24 protein-coding genes are annotated in these 23,561 nt (G+C 66.4%); 9 read left to right on the top strand and 15 right to left on the bottom strand.

Annotated features, from left to right (window positions below; all coding sequences use genetic code 11):
* The first annotated feature begins 71 nt into the window (after positions 1-71).
* From HZF03_RS03105 to HZF03_RS03095, 3 genes are read left to right on the top strand one after another with little or no spacing between them, the layout of a single operon-like run.
* Positions 72-491 (top strand): HIT domain-containing protein, encoded by a 420-nt coding sequence (locus tag HZF03_RS03105; RefSeq protein WP_012494278.1) that lies wholly within the window; start codon positions 72-74, stop codon positions 489-491.
* A 4-nt stretch (positions 492-495) separates the two neighbouring features.
* On the top strand, positions 496-1,428 hold the full coding sequence (gene nudC / locus HZF03_RS03100) for an NAD(+) diphosphatase (protein ID WP_119017391.1): 933 nt from the start codon (positions 496-498) through the stop codon (positions 1,426-1,428).
* Complete coding sequence (locus HZF03_RS03095; protein WP_119017390.1) at positions 1,425-2,363, top strand: sugar kinase; 939 nt, start codon at positions 1,425-1,427, stop codon at positions 2,361-2,363. The genes nudC and HZF03_RS03095 overlap by 4 nt, the downstream gene beginning before the upstream one ends.
* A gap of 127 nt (positions 2,364-2,490) precedes the next feature.
* Here HZF03_RS03095 and HZF03_RS03090 read toward each other — a convergent pair whose 3' ends face one another.
* Positions 2,491-2,928: a cupin domain-containing protein gene (locus HZF03_RS03090; RefSeq protein WP_119017389.1), complete on the bottom strand. Its 438-nt coding sequence runs from the start codon at positions 2,926-2,928 to the stop codon at positions 2,491-2,493.
* Positions 2,925-3,692, bottom strand: coding sequence for a hydroxyacylglutathione hydrolase (gloB, locus tag HZF03_RS03085; protein WP_012494274.1), 768 nt, complete (start codon positions 3,690-3,692; stop codon positions 2,925-2,927). The genes HZF03_RS03090 and gloB overlap by 4 nt, the downstream gene beginning before the upstream one ends.
* 177 nt (positions 3,693-3,869) lie before the next feature.
* On the opposite strand from gloB, the gene HZF03_RS03080 reads away from it, so the two are divergent.
* Positions 3,870-4,640, top strand: a complete 771-nt coding sequence (locus HZF03_RS03080) for a class I SAM-dependent methyltransferase (protein WP_085977323.1) — start codon at positions 3,870-3,872, stop codon at positions 4,638-4,640.
* A gap of 102 nt (positions 4,641-4,742) precedes the next feature.
* Here HZF03_RS03080 and HZF03_RS03075 read toward each other — a convergent pair whose 3' ends face one another.
* From HZF03_RS03075 to HZF03_RS03055, 5 genes are all read right to left on the bottom strand, one after another.
* Complete coding sequence (locus HZF03_RS03075; RefSeq protein WP_119017388.1) at positions 4,743-5,438, bottom strand: DUF4167 domain-containing protein; 696 nt, start codon at positions 5,436-5,438, stop codon at positions 4,743-4,745.
* A gap of 451 nt (positions 5,439-5,889) precedes the next feature.
* On the bottom strand, positions 5,890-6,759 hold the full coding sequence (gene prmC, locus HZF03_RS03070; RefSeq protein WP_119017387.1) for a peptide chain release factor N(5)-glutamine methyltransferase: 870 nt from the start codon (positions 6,757-6,759) through the stop codon (positions 5,890-5,892).
* Positions 6,756-7,841: a peptide chain release factor 1 gene (gene prfA / locus HZF03_RS03065; RefSeq protein ID WP_011156174.1), complete on the bottom strand. Its 1,086-nt coding sequence runs from the start codon at positions 7,839-7,841 to the stop codon at positions 6,756-6,758. Before prfA ends, prmC begins: the two co-directional genes overlap by 4 nt.
* A gap of 56 nt (positions 7,842-7,897) precedes the next feature.
* Complete coding sequence (gene ptsP / locus HZF03_RS03060) at positions 7,898-10,165, bottom strand: phosphoenolpyruvate--protein phosphotransferase (RefSeq protein WP_012494271.1); 2,268 nt, start codon at positions 10,163-10,165, stop codon at positions 7,898-7,900.
* Between the two features lie 334 nt (positions 10,166-10,499).
* The gene (locus HZF03_RS03055; protein ID WP_011156172.1) at positions 10,500-11,753 is read right to left on the bottom strand and encodes an aspartate kinase; all 1,254 of its coding nucleotides are present in this window, start codon (positions 11,751-11,753) and stop codon (positions 10,500-10,502) included.
* Between the two features lie 192 nt (positions 11,754-11,945).
* On the opposite strand from HZF03_RS03055, the gene ubiG reads away from it, so the two are divergent.
* Both ubiG and HZF03_RS03045 read left to right on the top strand, forming a co-directional pair.
* A complete protein-coding gene (ubiG, locus tag HZF03_RS03050; RefSeq protein WP_104511875.1) occupies positions 11,946-12,707 on the top strand; it encodes a bifunctional 2-polyprenyl-6-hydroxyphenol methylase/3-demethylubiquinol 3-O-methyltransferase UbiG in 762 nt (253 codons plus the stop codon).
* Positions 12,708-12,834: 127 nt separating this feature from the next.
* On the top strand, positions 12,835-13,734 hold the full coding sequence (locus HZF03_RS03045) for an EamA family transporter (protein WP_119017386.1): 900 nt from the start codon (positions 12,835-12,837) through the stop codon (positions 13,732-13,734).
* Here the strand turns inward: HZF03_RS03045 and HZF03_RS03040 are convergent, their stop codons facing one another.
* The 5 genes from HZF03_RS03040 to HZF03_RS03020 form a co-directional block, all read right to left on the bottom strand.
* The gene (locus tag HZF03_RS03040; RefSeq protein WP_104511874.1) at positions 13,735-14,172 is read right to left on the bottom strand and encodes an EamA family transporter; all 438 of its coding nucleotides are present in this window, start codon (positions 14,170-14,172) and stop codon (positions 13,735-13,737) included.
* 221 nt (positions 14,173-14,393) lie between these two features.
* A complete protein-coding gene (locus HZF03_RS03035) occupies positions 14,394-14,888 on the bottom strand; it encodes a DUF1178 family protein (protein WP_119017385.1) in 495 nt (164 codons plus the stop codon).
* Positions 14,885-15,760, bottom strand: a complete 876-nt coding sequence (locus HZF03_RS03030) for a carbon-nitrogen hydrolase family protein (RefSeq protein ID WP_119017384.1) — start codon at positions 15,758-15,760, stop codon at positions 14,885-14,887. The genes HZF03_RS03035 and HZF03_RS03030 overlap by 4 nt, the downstream gene beginning before the upstream one ends.
* Positions 15,757-16,032 carry a glutaredoxin 3 gene (grxC, locus tag HZF03_RS03025; RefSeq protein ID WP_119017383.1) on the bottom strand — a complete coding sequence of 92 codons (276 nt, stop codon included), beginning with the start codon at positions 16,030-16,032 and terminating at the stop codon, positions 15,757-15,759. The genes HZF03_RS03030 and grxC overlap by 4 nt, the downstream gene beginning before the upstream one ends.
* Before the next feature lie 42 nt (positions 16,033-16,074).
* Positions 16,075-16,890: a ComF family protein gene (locus HZF03_RS03020; protein ID WP_119017382.1), complete on the bottom strand. Its 816-nt coding sequence runs from the start codon at positions 16,888-16,890 to the stop codon at positions 16,075-16,077.
* Positions 16,891-16,995: 105 nt separating this feature from the next.
* Here HZF03_RS03020 and HZF03_RS03015 point away from each other — a divergent pair, with 105 nt between their 5' ends.
* The gene (locus HZF03_RS03015; RefSeq protein ID WP_119017381.1) at positions 16,996-17,295 is read left to right on the top strand and encodes a hypothetical protein; all 300 of its coding nucleotides are present in this window, start codon (positions 16,996-16,998) and stop codon (positions 17,293-17,295) included.
* A gap of 26 nt (positions 17,296-17,321) precedes the next feature.
* On the top strand, positions 17,322-18,146 hold the full coding sequence (locus tag HZF03_RS03010; protein WP_119017380.1) for a methyltransferase domain-containing protein: 825 nt from the start codon (positions 17,322-17,324) through the stop codon (positions 18,144-18,146).
* Between the two features lie 186 nt (positions 18,147-18,332).
* Here the strand turns inward: HZF03_RS03010 and HZF03_RS03005 are convergent, their stop codons facing one another.
* From HZF03_RS03005 to argJ, 3 genes are read right to left on the bottom strand one after another with little or no spacing between them, the layout of a single operon-like run.
* On the bottom strand, positions 18,333-18,734 hold the full coding sequence (locus tag HZF03_RS03005; protein ID WP_011156162.1) for a (deoxy)nucleoside triphosphate pyrophosphohydrolase: 402 nt from the start codon (positions 18,732-18,734) through the stop codon (positions 18,333-18,335).
* Positions 18,735-18,741: 7 nt separating this feature from the next.
* Complete coding sequence (locus tag HZF03_RS03000; protein ID WP_011156161.1) at positions 18,742-19,239, bottom strand: hypothetical protein; 498 nt, start codon at positions 19,237-19,239, stop codon at positions 18,742-18,744.
* On the bottom strand, positions 19,236-20,477 hold the full coding sequence (argJ, locus tag HZF03_RS02995) for a bifunctional glutamate N-acetyltransferase/amino-acid acetyltransferase ArgJ (protein WP_119017379.1): 1,242 nt from the start codon (positions 20,475-20,477) through the stop codon (positions 19,236-19,238). Before argJ ends, HZF03_RS03000 begins: the two co-directional genes overlap by 4 nt.
* A 222-nt stretch (positions 20,478-20,699) precedes the next feature.
* Between argJ and HZF03_RS02990 the strand changes: the two genes are divergently transcribed.
* Entirely contained in the window at positions 20,700-23,501 is a 2,802-nt protein-coding gene (locus tag HZF03_RS02990; RefSeq protein ID WP_119017378.1) for a [protein-PII] uridylyltransferase, read from the top strand.
* Positions 23,502-23,561 lie beyond the last annotated feature (60 nt).

The following is a 23,561-nucleotide window of genomic DNA, read 5'->3' as shown; positions in this document are numbered from 1 at the left end:
CGAGGCGGCCGTGCGCCGTCCCCGCCACAGACAAGAGCCCATGCCTCCCCGAACGGGCCGATGGAACCGCAATGTCCCCCTCCGACTGGTCGCTGAGCTCAAGGCTCGAACAAGACACCATCAGCATCGGCGACCTGCCGCTCAGCCGGGTGCTGGTGATCAAGGACGCGCATTATCCGTGGCTGCTGCTGGTGCCGCGCCGGCCCGATGTCAGCGAGATCATTGACCTCGACGAGGTGGCGCAGGCGCAGTTGATGACAGAGATCGCCAGAGTGAGCCGGGCGCTCAAAGAGGTCACCAAATGCGACAAGCTCAATGTCGCGGCGCTCGGCAATCTGGTGCCGCAGCTCCACATTCACATCATCGCGCGGCGCTCCAGCGATGTCGCCTGGCCGCGGCCGGTGTGGGGCGTGATGCCGCCGCTGGCGCACGATCCCGAAGAGGTGCAGCAGTTCATCAACCTGCTCCGCCGCAAGATCTGGTTGAGCTGAGCCGATGAGCACACCTTTCCCGCTCGGCCGGCCAGCCTTCGTCACCCACGTGCTCGACCGCGCCGCGCATCTGCGCGGCAACGACGCCAAGCTGATGGCGATGGAGGAGCGCGGCGATACCCGCGCCTACGTCGTGCACCGCGATTCGCTGCTTGTGAAGCACGAAGCCAGCGGCCCGCGGGCCGAGCTGACGATCCAGGAGGCGCTGGCGCTCGGCGCCAACCCCGGCACGATCTTCCTCGGTCTGCGAAACGGCGCAGCCGTGTTCGGCATGGGGATCGGCACCCCTGCGGCCGATAAGCTCGCCGGCCGGACCGATGCCGGTCTCGCCGAGCTGCGCGGCCTTGCGATGCAGGGCGTGCTGCCGGTCGAACAGCTCTCGGCGATCGCGATGGCGAAGTCGCTGGTGAACTGGCATCAGCGCCACGGCTATTGCGCCAATTGCGGCACCCGCACCGCGATGGGGCAAGGCGGCTGGAAGCGCGACTGCCCGTCCTGCAAGGCCGAGCACTTCCCGCGCACCGATCCGGTGGTGATCATGCTGGTGACGCGCGGCGACCAATGCCTGCTCGGCCGGCAGAAGCAGTTTCCGGCCGGGATGTATTCGTGCCTCGCCGGCTTCGTCGAAGCAGCCGAGACGATCGAGGACGCGGTGCGCCGCGAGATCGTCGAGGAGTCCGGCATTCTGTGCACCGACGTGCGTTACTACATGACGCAGCCATGGCCGTATCCGTCGTCGCTGATGATCGCCTGCACGGCGACCGCCACGAGCGACGACATCACCGTCGATCTTACTGAACTTGAAGACGCGCGGTGGTTTTCCCGCGACGAGGCGGCGCAGATGCTGAAGCGCGAGCATCCGGACGGACTGCTCGGGCCGCACCCGTTCGCCATCGCGCACCATCTTCTCGGCCGCTGGCTGGAGGGACAATCATGAGCGACACTGCCAAACGCCAGCCGCGGGTGTTGTGCATCGGGATTCCGGTGCGCGACCTCACTTTCCGGATCGAGGCGGTGCCCGGCCGCGGCAACAAGGTGCCGGCGAGCTCGTTCGGCGAGATCTGCGGCGGCAACGCGCTCAACGCTGCGATCGGCATCGCGCGGCTCGGCGGCAAGGCGCAGATGTGCGGCCCGATGGGCGACGCCAGCGAAGCCGCAGCGGGCTTCATCTTCGACAAGCTGGCTGAAGAAGGCATCGGCTCCAGCGGGCTCATTCACATGCCCGGGCTGGTGACGCCGATCTCCGCGGTGCTGGTCGATCCGACCGGTGAGCGCACCATCGTGACGTTCCGCGATCCCGGACTGTGGAAGGTCGCGCTGCCCGACGCCGACACGCTGCTCAGAGACTGCGACGCCATCCTCACCGAAAGCCGCTGCTCCAGCTTCGTCACGCCGCTGTGCGCCGAGGCGACCCGGCGTGGCATTCCTGTGGTGGTCGATGTCGATAACGCGATGTCGATGAACGAGGGCCTGCTGACGGCGGCGTCGCATCTGATCTGCTCGGCCGAAGCCCTGCACGGCACCGCCGGCATCGCCGATGATGCCGAAGCGTTGAAGAAGCTGGCAACGCTGACACATGCTTTCGTGGCAGTGACACGCGGCCCGAAGGGCACGCTGTGGCTCGACGACAAGCAGCAGTTCCGCGAGACTCCGGCGTTTCCGGTGCATTCGGTTGACACGCTTGGTGCTGGCGACATCTTCCATGGCGGCTTCACCGTCGCGTACGGCGAAGGCCAGGACATCGCCCACGCGCTGCGCTTTGCCTCCGCAGCCGCGGCGCTGAAATGCACCCGCCCCGGCGGCGCGTTCGCCTGCCCGAGCCGCGCGGAAGTCGACGAACTGCTGGCGAAATCACCGGTCGGCGCGCTGTAAATCACCCAGACTCGCATGATGAATTAAGCGCCCTGCGCCTCGATCCATCATGCTGCTCGGCGGTTTGTTGCGGTAGGTTACGCGCAGCGCGCGAACCCATCCTCCAGCCTCATCCTCCCGACGAACTTCATCGCGCCGGCTCCCAGCCGGGCGGCGCCAGTTCGAAGCCGGCGAAATCGAAGCCCGGCGCGACAGTGCAGCCGACCAGCGTCCACTCGCCGGTCGATGTTGCCGCCTGCCAGGCCTGCGGCGGCACGATCACTTGTGGCAGATGCCCGGCGACGAGATCTGGGCCGAGCGTCGCGGCGCGGTGACCGTCTTCGCCGGCGACTTCCAGCATCAGGGCCGCGCCTGCGTAATAGTGCCAGACTTCGACCGCATCGATCCGGTGCCAGTGCGAGCGCTCGCCCGCCCGCAGCAGAAAGTGGATCGCGGTCGAGTAGCTGCGTCCGCTGGCGTCGCAGCGGGGATCGCGAAACGTTTCGCGATAGTGTCCGCCCTCCGGGTGCGGCTGCAGACCGAGCCGCGCGATCACCTCCGCGGCAGTGAGAGACACCGCGCTCACCCGTTATTCTTGCGCTCGCGGATCTCGCCGAACACTTCGGCGGCGGGAGCGCCGGGCATTCCGACTGCGGCGGCGACCGACGGCACGTCGGCGCGCAGGAATACGTTGGCCTGCTTCTCCTCGCCGAGCGTCACCGGAATCGTCGGCTTACCTTCGGCGCGAAGTGCCTCGACCTGCTTGGCGCGTGCCTGCAGCGCGGCGTTGTCGGGCTCGATGCCGAGCGCGAATTTGACGTTGGAGGCGGTGTATTCGTGGCCGCAATACAGCTTGAAGTCGTCGGGCAGGGCCCGCAGCTTCAGCAGCGATTCCCACATCATCGGATAGGTGCCCTCGAACACCCGGCCGCAGCCGATCGAGAACAGCGTGTCGGCCGCGAACAGCGCACGGTCGGCGTCGAACACGTAGGAAAGGTGATCGAGGGTGTGACCGGGAGTTTCCAGCACCCGCGCGGTGAGGTCACCGACCCGAACGACGTCACCTTCCTGCAGCCTCACGTCGGCGTCCGCGATCTTGGCGTTGGCGTCGTGCGGCGCATGGACGCGGCACTGATACTTCTTCTTCAGCTCGGCTATGCCGCCGACATGGTCACCGTGGTGATGCGTGACCAGAATGTCGGTCAGCTTCCAGCCTTCCTTGTCCAATGCGGCGATCAGGGGAGCAGCTTCCGGCGCGTCGATCGAAGCGGTGGCACCGGTGGCCGGATCGTGGACCAGATAGCCGAAATTGTCGGTGAGACACGGAACGATGCGGATGTCGGCGGGCATGAGATCTCCGGAACTAAAGGCGGCAGGAGCGTGCCCGGCGCCGTTTCTGTCGCCGGCGTCACGCAAGTCGAACTCTAACATGGGGGCAGACCGGGACGAAATGAAGCGGTCACAGCCTCGTAAACCAAGCAGGGTGTGGCTTTGCCGGACCATACGACGGCGTGGTAAATGTCGGCCATGACCATCGACGTCGTGGATCTGCGAGAGTTCTACAGTAGCCGGCTCGGCATCGTGGCACGACGGCTGATCAACCGCGGCATCCAGTCGCGATGGCCGGATGCGCGCGGCGATCGCGTACTCGGCTTCGGCTATCCGACGCCGTATCTCGGCCTGTTCCGCGACAGGTGCGAACGCTGCATTGCCTTCATGCCGGCGGCCCAGGGCGTGCTGAAATGGCCAACCGCGCGGTCGACGCTGTCCTCGCTGGTCGACGAACACGCGTTGCCGCTGCCGGACGCCGCGGTCGATCGCATCCTGCTGGTGCATGCGTTGGAGATGTCCGACGATCCTGAACGGCTGCTGCGCGAGGTGTGGCGGGTGCTGGCGCCGGCCGGTCGGCTGCTCGCGATCGTCCCCAATCGCCGCGGCGTTTGGGCGCGGCTCGACAACACCCCGTTCGGTCACGGCCGGCCGTATTCGCGCTCGCAGATCGCCGACCTGCTCCGGCGAACCTGGTTCACCCCGACGGCCTGGAGCGAGGCGCTGTTCGTGCCTCCTCTGGGGCAAGGCTGGCTGCTGCGCTCGGCGCCGGCCTGGGAGCGGATCGGCGCATCGACCTCCATGCCGTTCGCCGGCGTGCACGTGGTCGAAGCCACCAAACAGGTGGTCCGGGCGCAGCCGGTCAAGCGCGAGCGGATTCGGTTGATTCCGTCGCTTGAGCCGTCGCTGGTGCCGTCACCAACTCCGATGCAGGCCGACGAGCCGGACGCGCCGCCGCTGCTGCGCTGACACGGCATCGACTGAACCAAGACGTGCCGAAACGACAAAGGCCGCACCAACCGGCGCGGCCTCGTCTGATTTGATCGACCTCTTGCGGCCGGTCGCGAAGGCTTACTCGCCGGCGCCGGCATCCTCGCCCGACGGAGCCGGGGCGACGGCCTGCGCCGCTGCCGGCTCACCGCGCGGACGACGACGGCGACGCGGCGGGAAGCGTTCACCGCCGCCGCCGTTGCCTTCGAACGCGTTGGGGCCTAGCTGCGGCTGCGGGCCGGTGATGAAGGACGGCAGACGATCGACGCCCTCCGCCGCCGGCTGCGGCTGCTCGCGCGGCACGAACTGAGGCTGCGGGCGATGCTCACGCGGCTGCGGCTGCTCACGCGGCTGATAGGGCTGCGGCTGCTCGCGCTGCTGGTACGGCTGGGGCTGCTGTACAGGGACGAGGCCCGGCTCGGCGCCGAAATTGGAGAAATCGCCCTCGCCGTCGTCGTCGTTGTCCAGCGTGTCGTTGTCGATGCGCGGCTGCGGCTGGTTCTGCCGGAACTGCTCCTGGGCCGCCGCGATCAGACGAAAGTAGTGCTCGGCGTGCTGATAGTAGTTCTCGGCCGCTACGGGATCCCCCGAGGAGCGGGCATCGCGGGCGAGCTGAACGTATTTCTCGGCGATGTGAGAGGCGGTACCGCGGATCTTGATATCGGGACCGTTCGACTCGAACACCCGAGTCATCGGGTTCTGGCCGCGCCGGTTGTTGTTGTTATTGCCGCCGTTATTCCGATTGCGCAGCCGCTTATTGTTCTGCCCGTTTCTCATGTCCTACCTTCTTACCGAACCCCATTTTGCAAAGCATGGCTGCGCTACGCGCAGGTCTGGCCACGCCCGTCCGAACAGCCCATCAGTCTCAAATCGCTAATGCTGCGTGTCGCGCTCAGCAAAGACGCGTTCTCCAAATCCGGCGGCCGTTACACCGCCGGCCGGATCAATTCATCGAGCCCGTGCTAAAGGGCTCAGCTCATCTCGCGTGAGTTCTTCAAGCGTGAGTCGTTAGGCTTTCGTGCGCTCCGCGGCTGAAAGCTGCGCGGCTGTCCCAGCCAATCGCGCTTGATCGAAGCCGCCGTGTGGAACCCATTCGGTCAGGGGCTCTCATCGAGACCAATATGCCCCACTCCGCACCGCGGGGCCAGCCGCTCTTACCGATATCTGGAGCGGAACGTAGTCGCTCTCGGTCGATATTCCAAGCGGTTTTTTGCAATTTGTTCCGATATCAGAGGACCGCGAGACGCCCTGTCACCGCCCGGAAAATCCCTGACAAATCAGGACGGAAGGGGTCAGAGACGGTTAACCCCGAAGCCTGCATCAGGGCGCTTACATCGCCTTCCTGGCCCTGTCCGATTTCAACCACCAACACGCCGCCTGGTTGCAACAGCCGGACCGATTCGGGGATGATTTTCCGGTAAGCATCGAGCCCGTCGTCGCCACCGTCGAGCGCGCGTCGCGGATCGTGGTCCCGCACCTCGCGATCAAGCGCCGCAATCTCGTTACCTGGAATATAGGGCGGGTTGGAGACGATCAGGTCGAACGGCCCGCACAGCGCCGAAGCGTAGTCGCAGGCGACGAAGCAGGCGCGATCAGCAAGCCCAAGACGCTGCGCATTGCCTCGCGCGGTGCGTAGCGCGCCGAGGCTGATGTCTGTCGCAACGCCGACGGCGTCCGGACATTCGTGTAGCAGCGCCAGCAGGATTGCACCGCTCCCGGTCCCGATATCGAGAATCCGCGGCGCTAGTGAGGATCGTTCGGCCAGAATCGCGAGTGCGGCCTCTACGATCGTCTCGGTATCAGGGCGCGGCACCAGCGTGTCGGCGGAGAGCTCGAACGGCAGCCCCCAGAACTCGCGCATCCCGAGGATGCGCGCCACCGGCTCGCCCCTGAGCCGCCGCGCCGCGAACGACTGCAGCCGCTCGTTCTCCTCGGCGGTCAAGATACGCTCGGCCTGAATCAAAAGCCCGGTGAGATCGAGCCCGGAGACTTCGCCGACCAACAGCCGGGCATCGAGCGCGGCGGACTCGATGCCCGCGTCTTGGAATTGCCGGGCGAGACGACGACGCGCGGATGCGATCGTCGGAGCGTCGCTCACGCCGCGTTGCCCTGCTCGGCGAGCTGCGCCGCCTGATGCTCGGTGGTGAGCGCGTCGATCAGTTCGCCGAGCGCTTCGCCGGCGATCACTTGCGGCAGCTTGTACAGCGTCAGATTGATGCGGTGATCGGTGACGCGGCCTTGCGGGAAGTTGTAGGTGCGGATCCGCTCGGAGCGGTCGCCGGAGCCGACCTTGGCCTTGCGCTCGGCGGAGCGCGCCGCGTCGAGACGCTGCTGTTCGGCGTCGTAGATCCGCGAGCGCAGGATGTTCATCGCCGAGGCGCGGTTCTTATGCTGCGAGCGGCTGTCCTGCATCATCACCACGATGCCGGTCGGCAGATGGGTGATGCGGATCGCCGACTCGGTCTTGTTGACGTGCTGGCCGCCGGCGCCCTGCGCCCGCATCGTCTCGATCCGCAGGTCGTCCTGCTTGATATCGACGTCGACGTCCTCGACCTCGGGCAGCACCGCGACGGTCGCGGCCGAGGTGTGGATGCGTCCCTGCGTTTCAGTATCGGGCACGCGCTGGACACGGTGTACGCCCGATTCGAACTTCAGCTTGGCGAACGCGCCGCGGCCCTTCACTTCGGCGATGATTTCCTTGTAGCCGCCGACGGTGCCTTCGCTGGCCGAAATCACTTCGACGCTCCAGCCCTGCAGCGCGGCGAACTTCTCGTACATCCGGAACAGGTCGCCGGCGAACAACGAGGCCTCGTCGCCACCAGTGCCGGCGCGGATTTCCAGCATCACATTGCGCTCGTCCATCGCGTCCTTCGGCAACAGCGCGATACGGATCTGCTGGATCAGTTCGTCGCGATGGGCGTCGAGCGCGTCGCGCTCGGCCTCCGCCATCGCCCGCATCTCGGGTTCGGTGGCCGGATCTTCCAGCAGTTCGTCGATCTCACCGAGTTCATCGCGGACCTGGCGATAGCTCTTCACCGCTTCGACCAGCGGATTGAGCTCCGACAATTCGCGGGTGATGCGGACATAGTCCTCGGCACCGACCTGGGCCATCAACTGCGCTTCGAGCGCGGCGTGATGCGCGAGGAGGACGTCGAGCTTGGCTTCGGGCAGTGTGGACATGGACGATCTCGGATAAACGCGTGAGACGACAAAGCGGCGGCGGGGCAGCCGCGTCGCTACAAGGCGAGCTGATGCGCTTCGGCGAATTCGATCAGCTTGTCGCGAATCGAGACGCTGCCGGCCGGCGCGTCGAGCAGCGGCCCGATCATCGCCTCCGCCTTGGCGAGGTCGAGACCGAGGATCATCGCCTTCACCGGGCCGTGTGCCAGTGCCGACACCGACAGCGAGCGGTAGCCGATCGCGATCAGGGCCAATGCCGCCAGCGGCTGCGAGGCCATCTCGCCGCACAGCGACAGTGAGCGCTTGGCCGCACGCGCCTTGCGGACGATGTCGCGCAGCGCCCGCAGGATCGGCGCCGACAGAGTGTCGAACCGCTCCGACACTTTCGAGTTGCCGCGATCGACCGCGAACAGGAACTGGAACAGGTCGTTGGAGCCGACCGACACGAAGTCCGCGCGCTTGAACAGCTCGTCGAGCTGATACAACAGCGCCGGCACTTCCAGCATGGTGCCGACGTCGACGCGCTCCGGCAGGGTGTGGCCATGCTGGCGCAGATAAGTCAGTTCGCGCTCGATGATGCTCTTGGCGGCATCGAACTCGGCCACCTCAGAGATCATCGGGAACATCACCCGCAGGTAACGACCCGCGGCGGCACGCAGCAGCGCGCGAATCTGGCTGCGCAGCAGGCCGGGCCGGTCAAGCCCGAGCCGGATCGCGCGCCAGCCAAGTGCCGGATTCTCCTCGACCACCGTCTCCATGTAGGGCAGCGCCTTGTCGCCGCCGATGTCGAGGGTGCGGAAGGTCACCGGCTTGCTGCCGGCGGCGTCGAGCACGGCGCGATACAGCGCAAGCTGATCGGACGAGCGCGGCAGGCTCTGGCCGACCATGAACTGCAGCTCGGTGCGGAACAGGCCGATGCCGGAAGAGCCGGTGTCTTCGATGTGCGGCAGGTCGATGGTCAGGCCCGCGTTGATCATCAGGTCGATCGGCTGACCATCCTTGGTGGCGCAGGGCAGATCGCGGAGCGCCGAATACTGCGCCTGTCGCCGGGCGCGGAAGCGCACCCGCTCCGCATAGGCGGCTTCGATTTCGGCAGACGGGCGGACATAGATCGAGCCCGAGGTGGCATCGACGATGATCGCGTCGCCCGGATCGGCGATGCCCGGCGCGTTCGGCACCTCGCCGATCGCTGCGATGCCGAGGGCGCGGGCCACGATCGAGACGTGCGAATTGGCGGTGCCTTCTTCGAGCACCAGGCCGCGCAGCCGCTTGCGGTCGTAGTCGAGCAGCGCCGCAGGCCCCATCGAGCGCGCGATCAGGATGGCATTGTCAGGCAGTTGCTCGCGCGACGGCGCATGGTCCTGCCCGACGAGCTGGCGCATCAGGCGGTGGCCGAGGTCTTCGAGATCGTGCAGCCGGTCGCGCAAGTAAGGATCGGTCGAGCGCAGCATCCGCGCTCTGGTGTCCGACTGCACGCGTTCGACAGCGGCCTCGGCGGTGAGACCGGTGGCGACCGCCTCGTGCAGCTTGTGCGACCAGCCGTGATCATTGGCGAACATCCGGTAGGCTTCGAGCACGTCGCGATGCTCGCCGCCCTCGGCGAAGTCGCCCCGCTCCAGCATCCGGTCGAGATCGGAGCGCAGCTTGGCGAGCGCCGCGTCGAGCCGCTTGATTTCCTTCGGCAGGTCTTCGGCGATGTAATTGGTGATGACGACGCGCGGCTCGTGCAGCACGACGTGACCAAGCGCGATGCCGTCGGACAGCACCGCGCCGGTCTTGTGGATCGAGTGCCGCGCAGCCGGTTCGGCACCGGGCTGTGCCAGCGCCGACAGCTCGCCCGAGGCGATCATCTCGGCCAGCACCATCGCGGTGGTCTGCAGCGCCTCGACCTCTTCCTCGACATAGGTGCGCTTGGCGCGGTTCTGCACCACCAGCACGCCGAGGGTGTTACCGGCGCGCAGGATCGGCACGCCGAGGAACGAGTGGTAGATTTCTTCGCCGGTCTCCGGGCGGAACGAGAACGCCGGATGGCTTTGCGCATCCGACAGGTTCAGCGGCGTCGCTTCCGAGGCGACCAGACCGACCAGACCTTCATGGGCGTTCAGCACGGTCTGGTGCACCGCCTCGCGGTTCAGACCTTCGGTGGCGTACAGCTCGAGGGTGTTGTCGATCCGCAGCACATAGACCGAGCACACTTCGGCGACCATGTTGGCCGCGATCAACACCACGATCTTGTCGAGGCGTTCCTGCGCGGAGACTTGCTCCGCCATGGTTTCGCGGAGCCGTCTCAGCAAGACGCGGGGGCCACCCGACGTGCTCCGCATGTGCCGCAATCTCCTCTGCGAGCATTGCCGTCCGGCGCGACGCAGCGCCAGCAGAAATGCTCCAAAAACAATCATCGTCCAGCGTCGACCCGGGCCGCGAGCGTTGGCCCGCGACGCGTGTCCGGAGTCGAACACGAACGAACGGCGAGTCCGGTTGCGGATATCCGCCACCGGGCCTTCGCAACGCAACAAAACCGGCCTTGCCAGCCGTCCTGTCAGCGCGTCGCGCCGCTCAGGCCGTATAGCGAATTGACGCTTGATTTGCCAAGCAAAACGCCTGCCAGCGAACGCAACGCTGCGCCCGCTCGCGCTCTCAAATCACCGAAAAATTGTTCTAAACTTGATCCAACCCATAGAGCGTATGCAGCGTCCGCACCGCCAACTCGGTGTAGGCGGCGTCGATCAGCACCGAGAACTTGATCTCCGAGGTGGTGATGGCGCGGATGTTGATGTTGCGGGCGGCCAGCGCGGCGAACGCCTGGGCGGCAACGCCGGCATGGCTGCGCATGCCCGAACCGATCACCGACACCTTGGCGACGTCGGTCTCGCTGTCGAAGCGGGCATAGCCAATCTTGTCCTGCGCCGACGTGATGGTCTGCTTGGCGCGGGCGAAGTCGGAGGCCGGCACTGTGAAGGTCAGATCGGTGGTCTTGCCGTCCTCGGAGACGTTCTGGACGATCATGTCGACGTTGATGTTGGCGTCGGCCAGGGGTCCGAAGATCGACGCCGCCACGCCCGGCTTGTCCTCGATCCGGCGCACCGAGATCTGCGCCTCGTCCTTGGAAAAGGCGATGCCGGTGACGACGTGGTTCTCCATGGAATTCTCCTCGCTGCTGATCAGCGTGCCCGGCGGCGTGCCGTGCGGATCGATATCTTCGGGCTTGTCGAAACTGGAGCGGACGAAGATCGGCATGTTGTGGACCATGCCGAGCTCGACCGAGCGGACCTGCAGCACCTTGGCGCCAAGCGAGGCCAATTCCAGCATCTCTTCGAACGACACCTTGTCGAGCCGGCGCGCCTTCGGCACCACCCGCGGATCGGTGGTGTAGACGCCGTCGACGTCGGTATAGATGTCGCAACGGTCCGCCTTCAGCGCCGCCGCGATCGCCACCGCCGAGGTATCGGAGCCGCCGCGGCCCAGCGTGGTGATCCGGCCGGTTTCGGCATGGATGCCCTGGAAACCGGCGATCACCGCCACTTCCTTGCGCTCGGAAAAGCGCTTGATGATTTCGCTGCCGTCGATCCCGACGATCCGCGCCGAGGCGTGAGCGTCGCTGGTCAAGATCGGGATCTGCCAGCCCTGCCAGGACCGCGCCTGAATGCCGAGCGACTGCAGGGCAATCGCAAGAAGGCCGGACGTCACCTGCTCGCCGGACGCCACCACCGCGTCGTATTCGCGGGCGTCGTGCAGCGGCGAGGCTTCAGTGCACCAAGCCACCAGCTCGTTGGTCTTGCCGGACATCGCCGACACCACCACGGCAACCTCATGGCCAGCGTCGACCTCGCGTTTGACATGGCGCGCGACGTTCTGGATGCGCTCGATATTGGCGACGGACGTGCCGCCGAATTTCATCACCAGCCGGCCCATGACGAATAGTGCAATCCTTGGAGACAACGAGTATTGATGGCGCGGAATCCGTCAGGCGGGAGCCGCGTGGCGCGTATACACAGCGTCGCGGTTTCGGGCAAGCAATGGCATTGCGGCCGCGGAACAGGCGCAAGCCGCTTCGGCCGTGTGCCGAGGCGACAGGTACGGACATTGAGGAGCATCGCGCACCCCATGGCACTGCAACCCGAGTCCCCCGGCCAGCCGGCCTCGACCGTCGATCCGGCCGAGATCGCGAAATTCTCCAAACTGTCGGCCGAGTGGTGGGACCCCACGGGGCGGATGGCGCCGCTGCACCGGATCAACCCGCTGCGGATCAGCTTTATCCGCGACGCGGCCTGCCGGAAATTCGAGCGCAACGCCAAGAGCCTGAGCTGCCTCGAAGGCTTGCGGATGCTGGACATCGGCTGCGGCGCCGGCCTGCTGTGCGAGCCGTTCACCCGACTCGGGGCCCAGGTGATCGGAATCGACCCCTCCGCCACCAACATCGCGGCCGCCAAGCTGCATGCCGATAAGTCGCATCTGGCGATCGACTACCGCAACGTCATGGTCGAGGAAATCGACCCGCGTGAGCGGTTCGACATCGTGCTGGCGATGGAGGTGATCGAGCACGTCACCGACGTCGGCGCGTTCCTGTCGCGCTGCGCCGCCCTGATGAAGCCGACCGGAATCATGGTGGTGGCAACGCTCAACCGGAACTGGAAGAGCTTTGCGCTCGCCATCGTCGGCGCCGAATATGTGATGCGCTGGCTGCCGCGCGGCACCCATCAGTGGGACAAATTCGTCACCCCCGCCGAGCTCGAGCAGCACCTCAACCGGCTGAAGCTCACCGTCACGGAACAGTCCGGCCTGGTGTTCAATCCGCTCGCCGACCGCTGGAAGCTGTCGCCCGACATGGACGTGAACTACATGATGGTCGCCGAAGCGGCCCCGTAGGTCTGGACGACCGCGCGCCGATCACTCCGGCGCGCGAAATCCCTCGCAATGCAGGCATGATCCGGGTCCGGTTGACCGCTGCGGACCGGATCGCCGAGGCTGCAGCGTCCCTCCTGCCGCCATCGCCATGTTCACCGTCGCTTCGCTCTGGATCCCCTTCACGCTCGTCGCTGCGCTCGGCCAGGTCGCGCGCAACGCGATGCAGCGCTCGCTGACCGGGCCGCTCGGCACCTGGGGCGCCACCAACATCCGGTTCCTGTTCGGCTTCCCGTTCTCGCTGCTGTTCTTCGCCGGCGTGATCGTGGCAACCGGAGATACCGTGAGCTGGCCGGGCCTCGAATTCTGGCCGTGGCTGCTGCTCGGCGCGCTGTCGCAGATCGCCGCCACCGGGATGATGCTGGCGGCGATGAACGAACGCTCGTTCGTGGTCACCACCGCATATCTGAAGACCGAGGCGATCCAGACCGCGATCTTCGGCTTCGTGTTCCTCGGCGATCACCTGAACCTGTGGAAGGTGGTGGCGATCCTGATCGCGACCGTCGGCGTCGTCGTCACGGCGCTGCGCCCGGGCGCCGCCCGCGGCCTCGTCAGCCTGCGGCCGACGCTGCTCGGGCTGGGCGCCGCAGCAGCCTTTGCGCTGTCGGCGGTCGGGTTTCGTGGCGCAATCATCGTGGTGCCGGATGTCACCTTCGTCACCGCCGCGACCTTCACGCTGGTGTTCGCGCTCGGGGTGCAGACGCTGGTGCTGACGATCTACCTGCTGGCGCGGGCGCCGCAGGTGCTGCGCGACATCCTGAGGCTGTGGCGACCGTCGATGCTGGCCGGTTTCATCGGGGCGGCAGCATCGCAGTTCTGGTTCCTGGCGTTTGCGCTCACCGCCGCCGCCAATGTCCGCACCCTGGCGCTGATCGAGGTGCTGTTCGCGCAGGCCGTAGCATACTACTCGTTCAAGCAGCCGGTGGCGCCGCGCGAGATCCTTGGCATCCTCCTGATCGTGCTCGGCGTCGCGCTGCTGGTCGCGGTGTGATTACTTCAGCGCGATGATCACGGCACCGGCGGCGATCAGCGCGATCCCGATCCACTCGGTGCCGGACGGCCGCTCACCGAGAAACAGCACGCCGAACAGCACGACAAGCACCACGCTGAGCTTGTCGATCGGTGCCACCAGGCTGGCCGGGCCGAGCTTGAGCGCCCGGAAATAGCACAGCCACGACGCCCCGGTGCACAGCCCGGACAGGACCAGGAACGTCCAAGTCTTGGCACTGATCGGCCCATCTGCGACGAGCTTGCCGGTCGCCGCCAGCAGCCCGCCGAGTGCCACCAGAACCACCACGGTGCGGATGAAAGTGGCGAGATCCGAATTGATGTCCGCCACGCCGACCTTGGCAAAGATCGCCGTCAGGGCGGCGAACACCGCTGAAAGGATGGCCCAGAGTTGCCAGGAGAGGAGCGTGTCGGGGTTCACAGCGGGGTCTCCAGCGAACGACTTGGCACCCAAACCTCTCGTTCGTCGTTCCGGGGCGCGCGAAGCGCGAACCCGGAACCCATAACCCCTGTGCCCACCTCGTGGACAAAGTAACAGCCGCCTCGCGTCACAACCGACGCTGCGGCGTATGGATTCCGGGCTCGCGCTTCGCGCGCCCCGGAATGACGAAAGAGAGCATGAGGCTCGCTACAGCCAAGAGGTCAATTCCGATCGTCCGGCAACACCGGTAGCGGCGCGACCTCGATGCCTTCCTCGATCAGCGCCTTGGCCTCGGTCGGCGAAGCCTCGCCGTAGATCGGGCGGTGTTCGATATCGCCATAGTGCATCGCGCGCGCCTGCTCGGGGAAGCGTTCGCCGACATTGTCGGCGGTCTTGACGATATGGTCGCGCAATTCCTTCAGCTTGGCGCGCAGCTCGCGCTCCTGAGCCATCAATAGCGGCGTCGGCGAATTTGCAGAAGCAGTCTCCGCCGGAAGGTTGGTCGCGGCGGGTTCGGCGGCAGCCGGCTCGGGCGCGCGGCCGCGGCCTTTCTTGCCGACGATCTGCGGCGCCATGATCGCCTTTTCGACCTTCACCGAATCGCATTGCGGGCAGCTCACCAGCTTGCGCCGAACCTGGGACTCATAAGCCGACGAGCCCTGAAACCAGCTTTCGAACACGTGGCCTTTGTCGCAGCGCAGGCTGTAGCGGATCATGATTGCCGGACCAGATGCAGATGGCCGGGGCCCGCGTTCGCATCGGCGACAGTGAAGCGCCGGCCGTGCTGCAGCGACGGAATCTTGCCGCGCGCCTTCGTCACTTCGGCCGGATCGATCCGCGCCATGACGAAGCCGGGCTCGATGCCGCCTTCGGCCAGGACCTTGCCCCACGGATCGATGATCAGCGAATGGCCGAAAGTCTCGCGCTTGTTCTCGTGCAGGCCTCCCTGCGCCGCGGCGAAGACGAAGCAGCCGTTCTCGATGGCGCGGGCGCGCAGCAGCACGTGCCAGTGCGCCTCGCCGGTCGGCTTGGTGAACGCCGCCGGCACCGCCAGGAACGACGCGCCGGATTCGGCCAGCGCGCGGTACAGCGCCGGGAAACGCACGTCGTAGCAGATCGTCAGGCCGATCCGGCCCCACGGCAGATCCGAGATCACCGCGGTCTCGCCCGGCTGGTAGTTCGCCGACTCCCGGTAGCTTTCGCCATTGCCGAGATCGATGTCGAACATGTGGATCTTATCGTAGCTCGCAAGGATCGCGCCGTCCGGGCCGATCAGGAACGAGCGGTTGACCGCGCGCTCCGGCGAGGCGCGCAGCGCCAGCGAGCCGATGTGCAGATGAATGTTCAGTTCGCGCGCCAGCTCGCGATACGCCTTCAGCGACAGATCGTCGTCCTGCTCGGCGAGCTGCGCGAACAGCGCTTCGCGGTTGAGCTGCATCATGTTGCTCACCTCAGGGGTGAGCACGTAGTCGGCGCCAGCCTTCACCGCCTCGCGGATCAGCCGGGTGCCCTGCTCGAGATTGGGCTCGGGAGTGAGGCCGCTGCGCATCTGCACAAGGGCGGCATTGAACGGCACCGCTTCGGTCATGACGCAGCCTTCTCGTCGGCGAGCAGCGCATCGAGCTTGCCCTCGCGGTCGAGTGCGTAGAGATCATCACAGCCGCCGACGTGGAAGTCGCCGATGAAGATCTGCGGATAGGTGGCGCCGGGGCCGGCGCGCTCGTCCATCTTCACCCGGTAGCCCGGATCGACCGCGACGTCGTACTCGGTGAAGACCGCCTTCTTGCGGTTGAGGAGCGACTTGGCGGCGCTGCAATAGCCGCAGCCGGGGCGGGTGAAGATCTCGATCGCTGCGGGCATTCAGGCTCCGTTTGGTTGCCGAGGATGGGCGCAAGGAGCGGATTATATGGGGGATTTCAGCGTATCGACAACCCGCGCGAAGACCAGCACGTCGACCGAGGCCGCCCTCGCCCGGAGCAGCGCCCGGGCGCAGGCATCGACGGTGGCGCCAGAGGTCAGCACGTCGTCGATCAGCACGATCCGCCGGCCCTGGATCTCGGCCTTGCGGTGCTTCGGAACCTTGAAGGCGCCCTGCACATTGGCGGCACGCTCGCTGCGCGATAGCCCGATCTGATGCGCGGTCGGGCGAACCCGCTGTAGCGCCTCGACCGCGACCGACAATTTGGCCTGCCGACCGATCACCTGCGCCAGTGCGCCGGACTGATTGTAGCGACGCGAGAAACCGCGGCGCCAATGCAGCGGCACCGGCACCAGCAGATCGGCATCGGCGAGAAGCGGCTGGCCGGCACGAGCCATCCACCGCCCCATGATCGGCGCCAGATCGGTGCGGTCATGGAACTTGAGGCCGTGCACCAGCGCCTTGGCGACCTCGTCGTAACGCACGGCGGCGCGGGCGCGGCTATAGGCCGGCGGATCGGCGATCGCCTGCATCGACAGCATACCGGGGCCGGGATCATAGACGAACGGGATGCCGAGCTTTTCGCAGTAAGGCGGGGCGATAAAGGACAGCTGCGACCAGCACTGCGCACAGACGCCCTCGCCGGCGACCGGCTCGCGGCAGGCGACGCACAGCGTCGGTAGCGCCAAATCGAGCGCCGCCTGAGTCGCGCGGGTCCAGATCCGGCGCAAACTATTGGCAGCGGCCGAAAAGCTGCTCAGCCCGCCCACGCCGGCCCGATTGATCGTCCCCACACGCATGACGCGAGGCTAGCGCTATCCCCGCAACCGTCAAGCGACAGAACCTTGTAGTGCCGGGCCGGAAAAAAGCGCACAACACCGCCAGTCCTTCTCCGGGAGATCGCCGTGTCCGAGCCCACCGACAAGCCTGCCGACGTCACCTATCTGGATATTCCGACCGCGCCGCACGTGTATTTCGACATCGCGCCGGCGCACGGGGTAATTGCCAACGGCGTCGAGGTCGAACTCGCGGCGCGCACGCTCAACCCGCTGACGGACGGAACGGTCGAGGTGAAGTTCGTCACCACCGCCCGGCTGCGCTGCAGCCAGGCCGGCGCGCAGCACTTGCGCAACGCGCTGGATGCGGTGCTGAAGATGTTCGAAGCCTCGCAGCAGGGCCCGGCCGCGGCCTCCAAGCTGAACTGATCGTGCTTTCTCGATTCTGATTTGCCATGGCTGACTCGACGCCGATCCTGTTCGATCGCCGGCTGCTCACGGCGCGGCTGCACCGCGCCGCCGCGCTCGGCTCGGTGCCTTTCCTGCTCGACCGCGTCGCCGACGAGATGGACGAGCGGCTCCATGCCGTGCTGCGCGACTTCACCGAGGTCGCCGATCTCTGGACGCCCGGCGGGCTGAAGCTGCAGCGGTTTCCCAAGCTCGCGCATCTTGCAGTGGATCCGTCCGGCAGCGAAGCCCTGCCGTTCGCGCCCGGATCGCTCGACCTCGTGGTCTCGGCGCTGGCGCTGCAATTCGCCAACGACCTGCCGGGCGTGCTGGCGCAGCTTCGCCGCGCACTCAAGCCTGACGGGCTGCTGCTCGCGGCGCTGACCGGCGGCGATACGCTGACCGAGCTGCGCCAGGCGTTCGCTTCCGCCGAAGCAGAGATCGAAGGCGGCGTGTCGCCGCGCGTCGCGCCGGCCGCCGATTTGCGCGATCTCGGCGCGCTGCTGCAGCGCGCAGGCTTCGCGCTGCCGGTCACCGACGTCGACCGCGTCGTGGTGCGCTACGACCACGCCTTCGCCTTGATGCAGGATCTGCGGCGGATGGGCGCCACCAATGTCCTGATCGAGCGCCGCCGGACGCCGCTGCGCCGCACCACCCTGACACGGATGGCGCAGATCTATGCCGACCGCTTCAGCGACCCCGACGGCCGCATCCGCGCCACCTTCGAAATCGTCTGGCTGTCCGGCTGGTCTCCGCACGAAAGCCAGCAGCAGCCGCTGAAGCCGGGCTCGGCGAAGGTGAGTCTGGAAGAGGCGATCAAGGGGAAACGCTGAGCAGCCTGCCCCCGTTGCAGGCCTTTGCTCTTGTCTATCGCGGTCATCGCCGGGCTGAACACTTGACCCGGCGATCCATCCCTCTTCGCAAGATGATGGATGCGCGGGCCTTCGCCGCGCCGAAGGGGCTTCGGCCCCGCAGGCGGGTCAAGCCCGCGCATGACGCCTTCGAATTTGGCCGGCGCCCTACATCAGCAGTTCGATCAGCGGCGGGATCAGCGGCAGGTCCGCCGGTGGCATCGGATAGTCGCGCAGCTTGTTGGCGCGGACCCAGGCGAGCTCCTGGCCTTCGCGCGGCATCGCCAGGCCTTCCCACCGCCGGCAGACATACAGCGGCATCAGCAGGTGAAAGTCCTCGTAGGCGTGGCTGGCGAAGGTCAGCGGCGCCAGACAGGCTTCCTTCACGGTGATGCCGAGCTCCTCGTCGAGCTCGCGAATCAGCGCCGCCTCCGGCCGCTCGCCGGGATCGAGCTTGCCGCCGGGAAACTCCCACAGACCGCCGAGCTGCTTGTGCTTTGGCCGCTGCGCGATCAGCACGCGATTATCGGCATCGATCAGCGCCACGGCGACGACGAGGAGGAGGTTCATGGATTGCCTACGATGTCAGCGCCACGCAGGTAGGCATCGGCCCCGGCGACTGGCGCGGTTGCTCAACATCCAATCGTCGACCACCTTCAATCTTGGAGGTCGCTCGGACTTCGATCGTGAATTGATGCGGCTTGCTGATCCGCGGGGATTTCAACGTATAGCGCAGCGTATCGCGGCCGGCGTAGCCTGGATCGGATCGGTACATGATCTGAACTCCGGGCATCGGCTGCCCCAGACACTTTGTACCCGAGCCGGCGAACAGTCGCGTCGGCCGGACCGACCCCGCAAGCATGCACACCGACCCGTGCTGCGGCGGTTCGTCGAGCAGGACCTCGAACAGCCCAACACTCCGGCAGGCTTTGTCGAAGCGGGCCCCGATGCCGATCATGGTTTCGGTATCGCTCGGCACGGTACGGCGCAAATACGCCGTCTCGGCCTGCGCGCACGCTGCGCCGACCAGCACCGCCGCCGTGACGACGATGCCTGCAGCGACCGCCCGGTTCACGACCGATAATCGCCGTTAATCGCGACGTATTCCTTGGTGAGGTCGCAGGTCAGCACGCGGTCGCGGCCTTTGCCGAGGCCGAGGGCGACCTTGATCTGGATCACCGGCTTCTTCATCTCGGCCGAGACTTCCTTCTCGTTGTAGGACGGATCGCGCGCGCCGGCCTTGGCGACGCGGATGCCGTTGAACGAGATCGACAGCTTATCGCGATCGGCCGGCTCGCCGGCCTTGCCGACCGCCATCACCACCCGGCCCCAATTGGCGTCTTCGCCGGCGATGGCGGTCTTCACCAGCGGCGAATTGGCGATCGACAGCGCGATCTTGCGAGCCGAAACCTTGGTCTTGGCGCCCTCGACGATGATCTCGACCAGCTTGCGGGCGCCTTCGCCGTCGCGCGCCACCTGCTCAGCGAGATCGGCCAGCACCGCGTTGAACGCCTTGACGAAGGCCTTCAGCCGCGGGTCCGAGGCGCGCGAAATCTTCGGCGCGCCGTTCTCGGCGGCTGCGCCGGTCGCGAACGCCAGCAGCGTGTCAGAGGTCGAGGTATCGCCGTCGATGGTCACTGCGTTGAAAGTGTCGGTGACGCCGGCCTTGAGCAGCGCCTGCAGGCAGGAGGCCGACAGCGGCGCATCGGTGAAGATGAACGACAACATCGTCGCCATGTCGGGCGCGATCATGCCGGCGCCCTTGGCCATGCCGTTGATCGTCACCTTGGCTTTGCCGAGCTTGACGGTGGCGGTCGCGACCTTCGGGAAGGTATCGGTGGTCATAATCGCCTTGGCGGCGTCCATCCAGCCGTCGGGGCCGGCGTCAAGCGCCAGCGCATCGAGAACGCCGTCGAACTTGGTGGCGTCGAGCGGTTCGCCGATCACGCCGGTCGAAGCCAGGAACACTTCGGCCGGCTTGCAGCCGATCGCCTTGGCGGCGAGCTGTGCGGTCAGCGTGGTGGCCTGCTTGCCGGACTTGCCGGTGAAGGCGTTGGCGTTACCCGAGTTGACCACCAGCGCCCGGGCGCCGCCGCCCTTCAGCTTGTCGCGGCACCATTCCACCGGCGCGGAGGCGCATTTGGAGGTGGTGAACACCCCGGCGACCGTGGTGCCCTTCTCCATTTCGACCAGCAGCACGTCGGTGCGGCCCTTGTAACGGATGCCGGCCGCGGCGGTCGCGAGGCGCACGCCGGCGATCATCGGCATGGCGGGGACATCGGTGGGGGCGAGCGGGGAGACTTTACTGGACATCGGGCGCTTTCGGCAGGTTGTACCCCCGCCGGCGCGGGAGCGGCGTTCCCCTCTCTCACAAGCTCGCGACGATGAGAAGGAGAATTCACGAAAACTGACGAAAATCCCATCGTCACAATCCGTTGCAGGCGCCTATGCTGGCTGGGCCAAGGCCGCCTCCGCAGTTACCCTTGGGTGGAATTCCGTGACAGCAGCGTTGCCGTCCGATATCCGGAAATAGCCATGGACAAAGTCGTGTCACCTCCCCGCCCCGCCGCCGACGAGCGCTTCGACAGCGCCCGGGTCGCCGCCGAAATCGCAACGCTGGCCGAAAAACACTCCGGCAACGACGCCGCGTTCCGCACCGCGCTGGCGATGCTGATGAAGGCGGAGCTGGCCAAAGCCCGCACCGAGGCCGAAGCGCAGTTGCTGCGCGACCGCCACGGCCGGCGCTGCGCCGAGCGGCTGTGCTACGTCCAGGACGCGATCATCCGGCTGCTGTTCAACGCCGCAACTGAATACCTCTACAACACCCCGACGCCCTCGAGTTCTGAGCGGATGACAGTGGTGGCGACCGGCGGCTACGGCCGCGGCCTGATGGCGCCGGAGAGCGACATCGACCTGCTGTTCATCCTGCCCTACAAGCAGACCGCCTGGGGCGAGCAGGTCGCCGAAGTCATCCTGTACTGCCTGTGGGACATCGGGCTGAAAGTCGGCCATGCCACCCGCTCGGTCGACGAGTGCATCCGCCAGGCGCGCGCCGACATGACGATCCGCACCGCGATCCTGGAGACGCGGTTTCTGGCCGGCGACGAGGCGCTGTACGCCGAGCTGGTCGAGCGTTTCGACAAGGAGGTGGTCGAGGGCACCGCGGCCGAATTCGTCGCCGCCAAGCTCGCCGAGCGCGAGGAGCGCCACCGCCGCTCCGGCCAGTCACGCTATCTGGTCGAGCCCAACGTCAAGGACGGCAAGGGCGGCCTGCGCGACCTACACACGCTGTTCTGGATCGCCAAATACGTCTACCGGGTTCGCGAAGCCAGCGAGCTGTCCGAGCGCGGCGTGTTCGATCCGGCCGAATTCCGCACGTTCCGCCGCTGCGAAGACTTCCTGTGGTCGGTCCGCTGCAACATTCACTTCGTGACCAAGCGCGCCGAAGACCGGCTGTCGTTCGATCTGCAGCGCGAGATCGGCGTGCGGCTCGGCTACACCTCGCATCCGGGAATGCAGGATGTCGAGCGCTTCATGAAGCACTACTTCCTGATCGCCAAGGAAGTCGGCAACCTCACCGCGATCCTGTGCGCCAAGCTGGAGGATCAGCAGGCCAAGGCGGCGCCGGCGCTCACGCGGATGATGGCGCGGCTGCGGCCCGCCGCCAAGCGCCGCCGGGTGCCGGAGAGCGACGATTTCGTCATCGACAATAACCGCATCAATCTGGCTGTGCCGGACGTGTTCAAGCACGATCCGGTCAATCTGATCCGGATCTTCCGGCTGGCGCAGAAGAACAATCTCGCCTTCCACCCGGACGCGATGCGCAGCGTGACGCGGTCGCTGTCGCTGATTACGCCGCAGCTTCGCGACAATCCCGAAGCCAACCGGCTGTTCGTCGAGATTCTGACTTCCGACAACGCCGAGCCGGTGCTGCGGCGGATGAACGAGACCGGCGTGCTCGGCCGCTTCATCCGCGCCTTCGGCCGCATCGTGTCGATGATGCAGTTCAACATGTATCACAGCTACACGGTGGACGAGCATTTGATCCGCTGCGTCGGCAATCTGCAGGAGATCGAACGCGGCGGGAACGATGAGTTCGCGCTGTCGTCGGAGCTGATCCGGAAGATCAGGCCCGATCACCGTGCGGTGCTGTATGCCGCGGTGCTGCTGCACGATATCGCCAAGGGCCAGCCCGAGGATCACTCCACCGCCGGCGCCAAGGTGGCGCGGCGGCTTTGCCCGCGGTTCGGGTTCAGCACCGCCGACACCGAGCTGGTGGCGTGGCTGATCGAGAAGCATCTGGTGATGTCCACGGTGGCGCAGTCGCGCGACCTGTCGGACCGCAAGACCATCGAGAATTTCGCCGCGGTGGTCGAGACCGTCGAGCAGATGAAGATGCTCACCATCCTGACCACCGCCGACATCCGCGGCGTCGGTCCGGGGGTGTGGAACGGCTGGAAGGCGCAGCTGATCCGGACCTTGTACTACGAGACCGAGCCGGTGCTGACCGGCGGCTTCTCGGAAGTGAACCGCGCCGAGCGCATCCGCGCCGCGCAAGCCGAATTCCGCGCCGCCTTCACCGAATGGCCGGAGGCCGACCTCAACGCCTATGTGGCGCGGCACTATCCGGCGTACTGGCTGAAGGTCGATCTGCAGCGCAAGATCCGCCATGCCCGCTTCCTGCGCGCCTCCGAACAGGCAGGCCATAAGCTGGCGATCAATGTCGGCTTCGACGAAGCCCGCGCCGTCACCGAACTCACCATCCTGGCGGTCGACCATCCGTGGCTGCTGTCGGTGATCGCGGGAGCTTGTGCCAGCGCCGGCGCCAACATCGTCGACGCCCAGATCTACACCACGACCGACGGCCGCGCGCTCGACACTATCTCGATCAGCCGCGAATACGACCGCGACGAGGACGAGGGGCGCCGCGCCACCCGCATCGGCGAGACCATCGAAGAGGTACTCGAAGGCAAGCTGCGGCTACCCGAGGCGGTCGCACGCCGCGCGAGCAGCGGCAGCAAGGCCAAGCTGCGCGCCTTCGTGGTCGAGCCCGAGGTCGAAATCAACAACAACTGGTCCGACCGCTATACGGTGATCGAAGTCAGCGGCCTGGATCGCCCGGGCCTGCTGTACCAGCTCACCACGGCGATCTCGAAACTCAACCTCAACATCGCCTCGGCGCATGTCGCGACCTTCGGCGAACGTGCCCGCGACGTGTTCTACGTGACCGATTTGTTAGGTGCGCAGATCACCGCCCCGACCCGCCAGGCGGCGATCAAGCGGGCGCTGGTGCACCTGCTCGCCAACGGCGACGCCGCCGAAAAGCCGGCGGCTTGACCGCATCGGGTGCCTTGATCACGCCCGCTTCGCACGTATCTGATCAGGCGTCCTATCCGG

Source organism: Rhodopseudomonas palustris (assembly GCF_013415845.1).
Lineage (GTDB): Bacteria > Pseudomonadota > Alphaproteobacteria > Rhizobiales > Xanthobacteraceae > Rhodopseudomonas > Rhodopseudomonas palustris_F.
The sequence above is the reverse complement of the archived record's forward strand: the minus strand, read 5'-3'. Positions and strand labels throughout refer to the sequence as shown.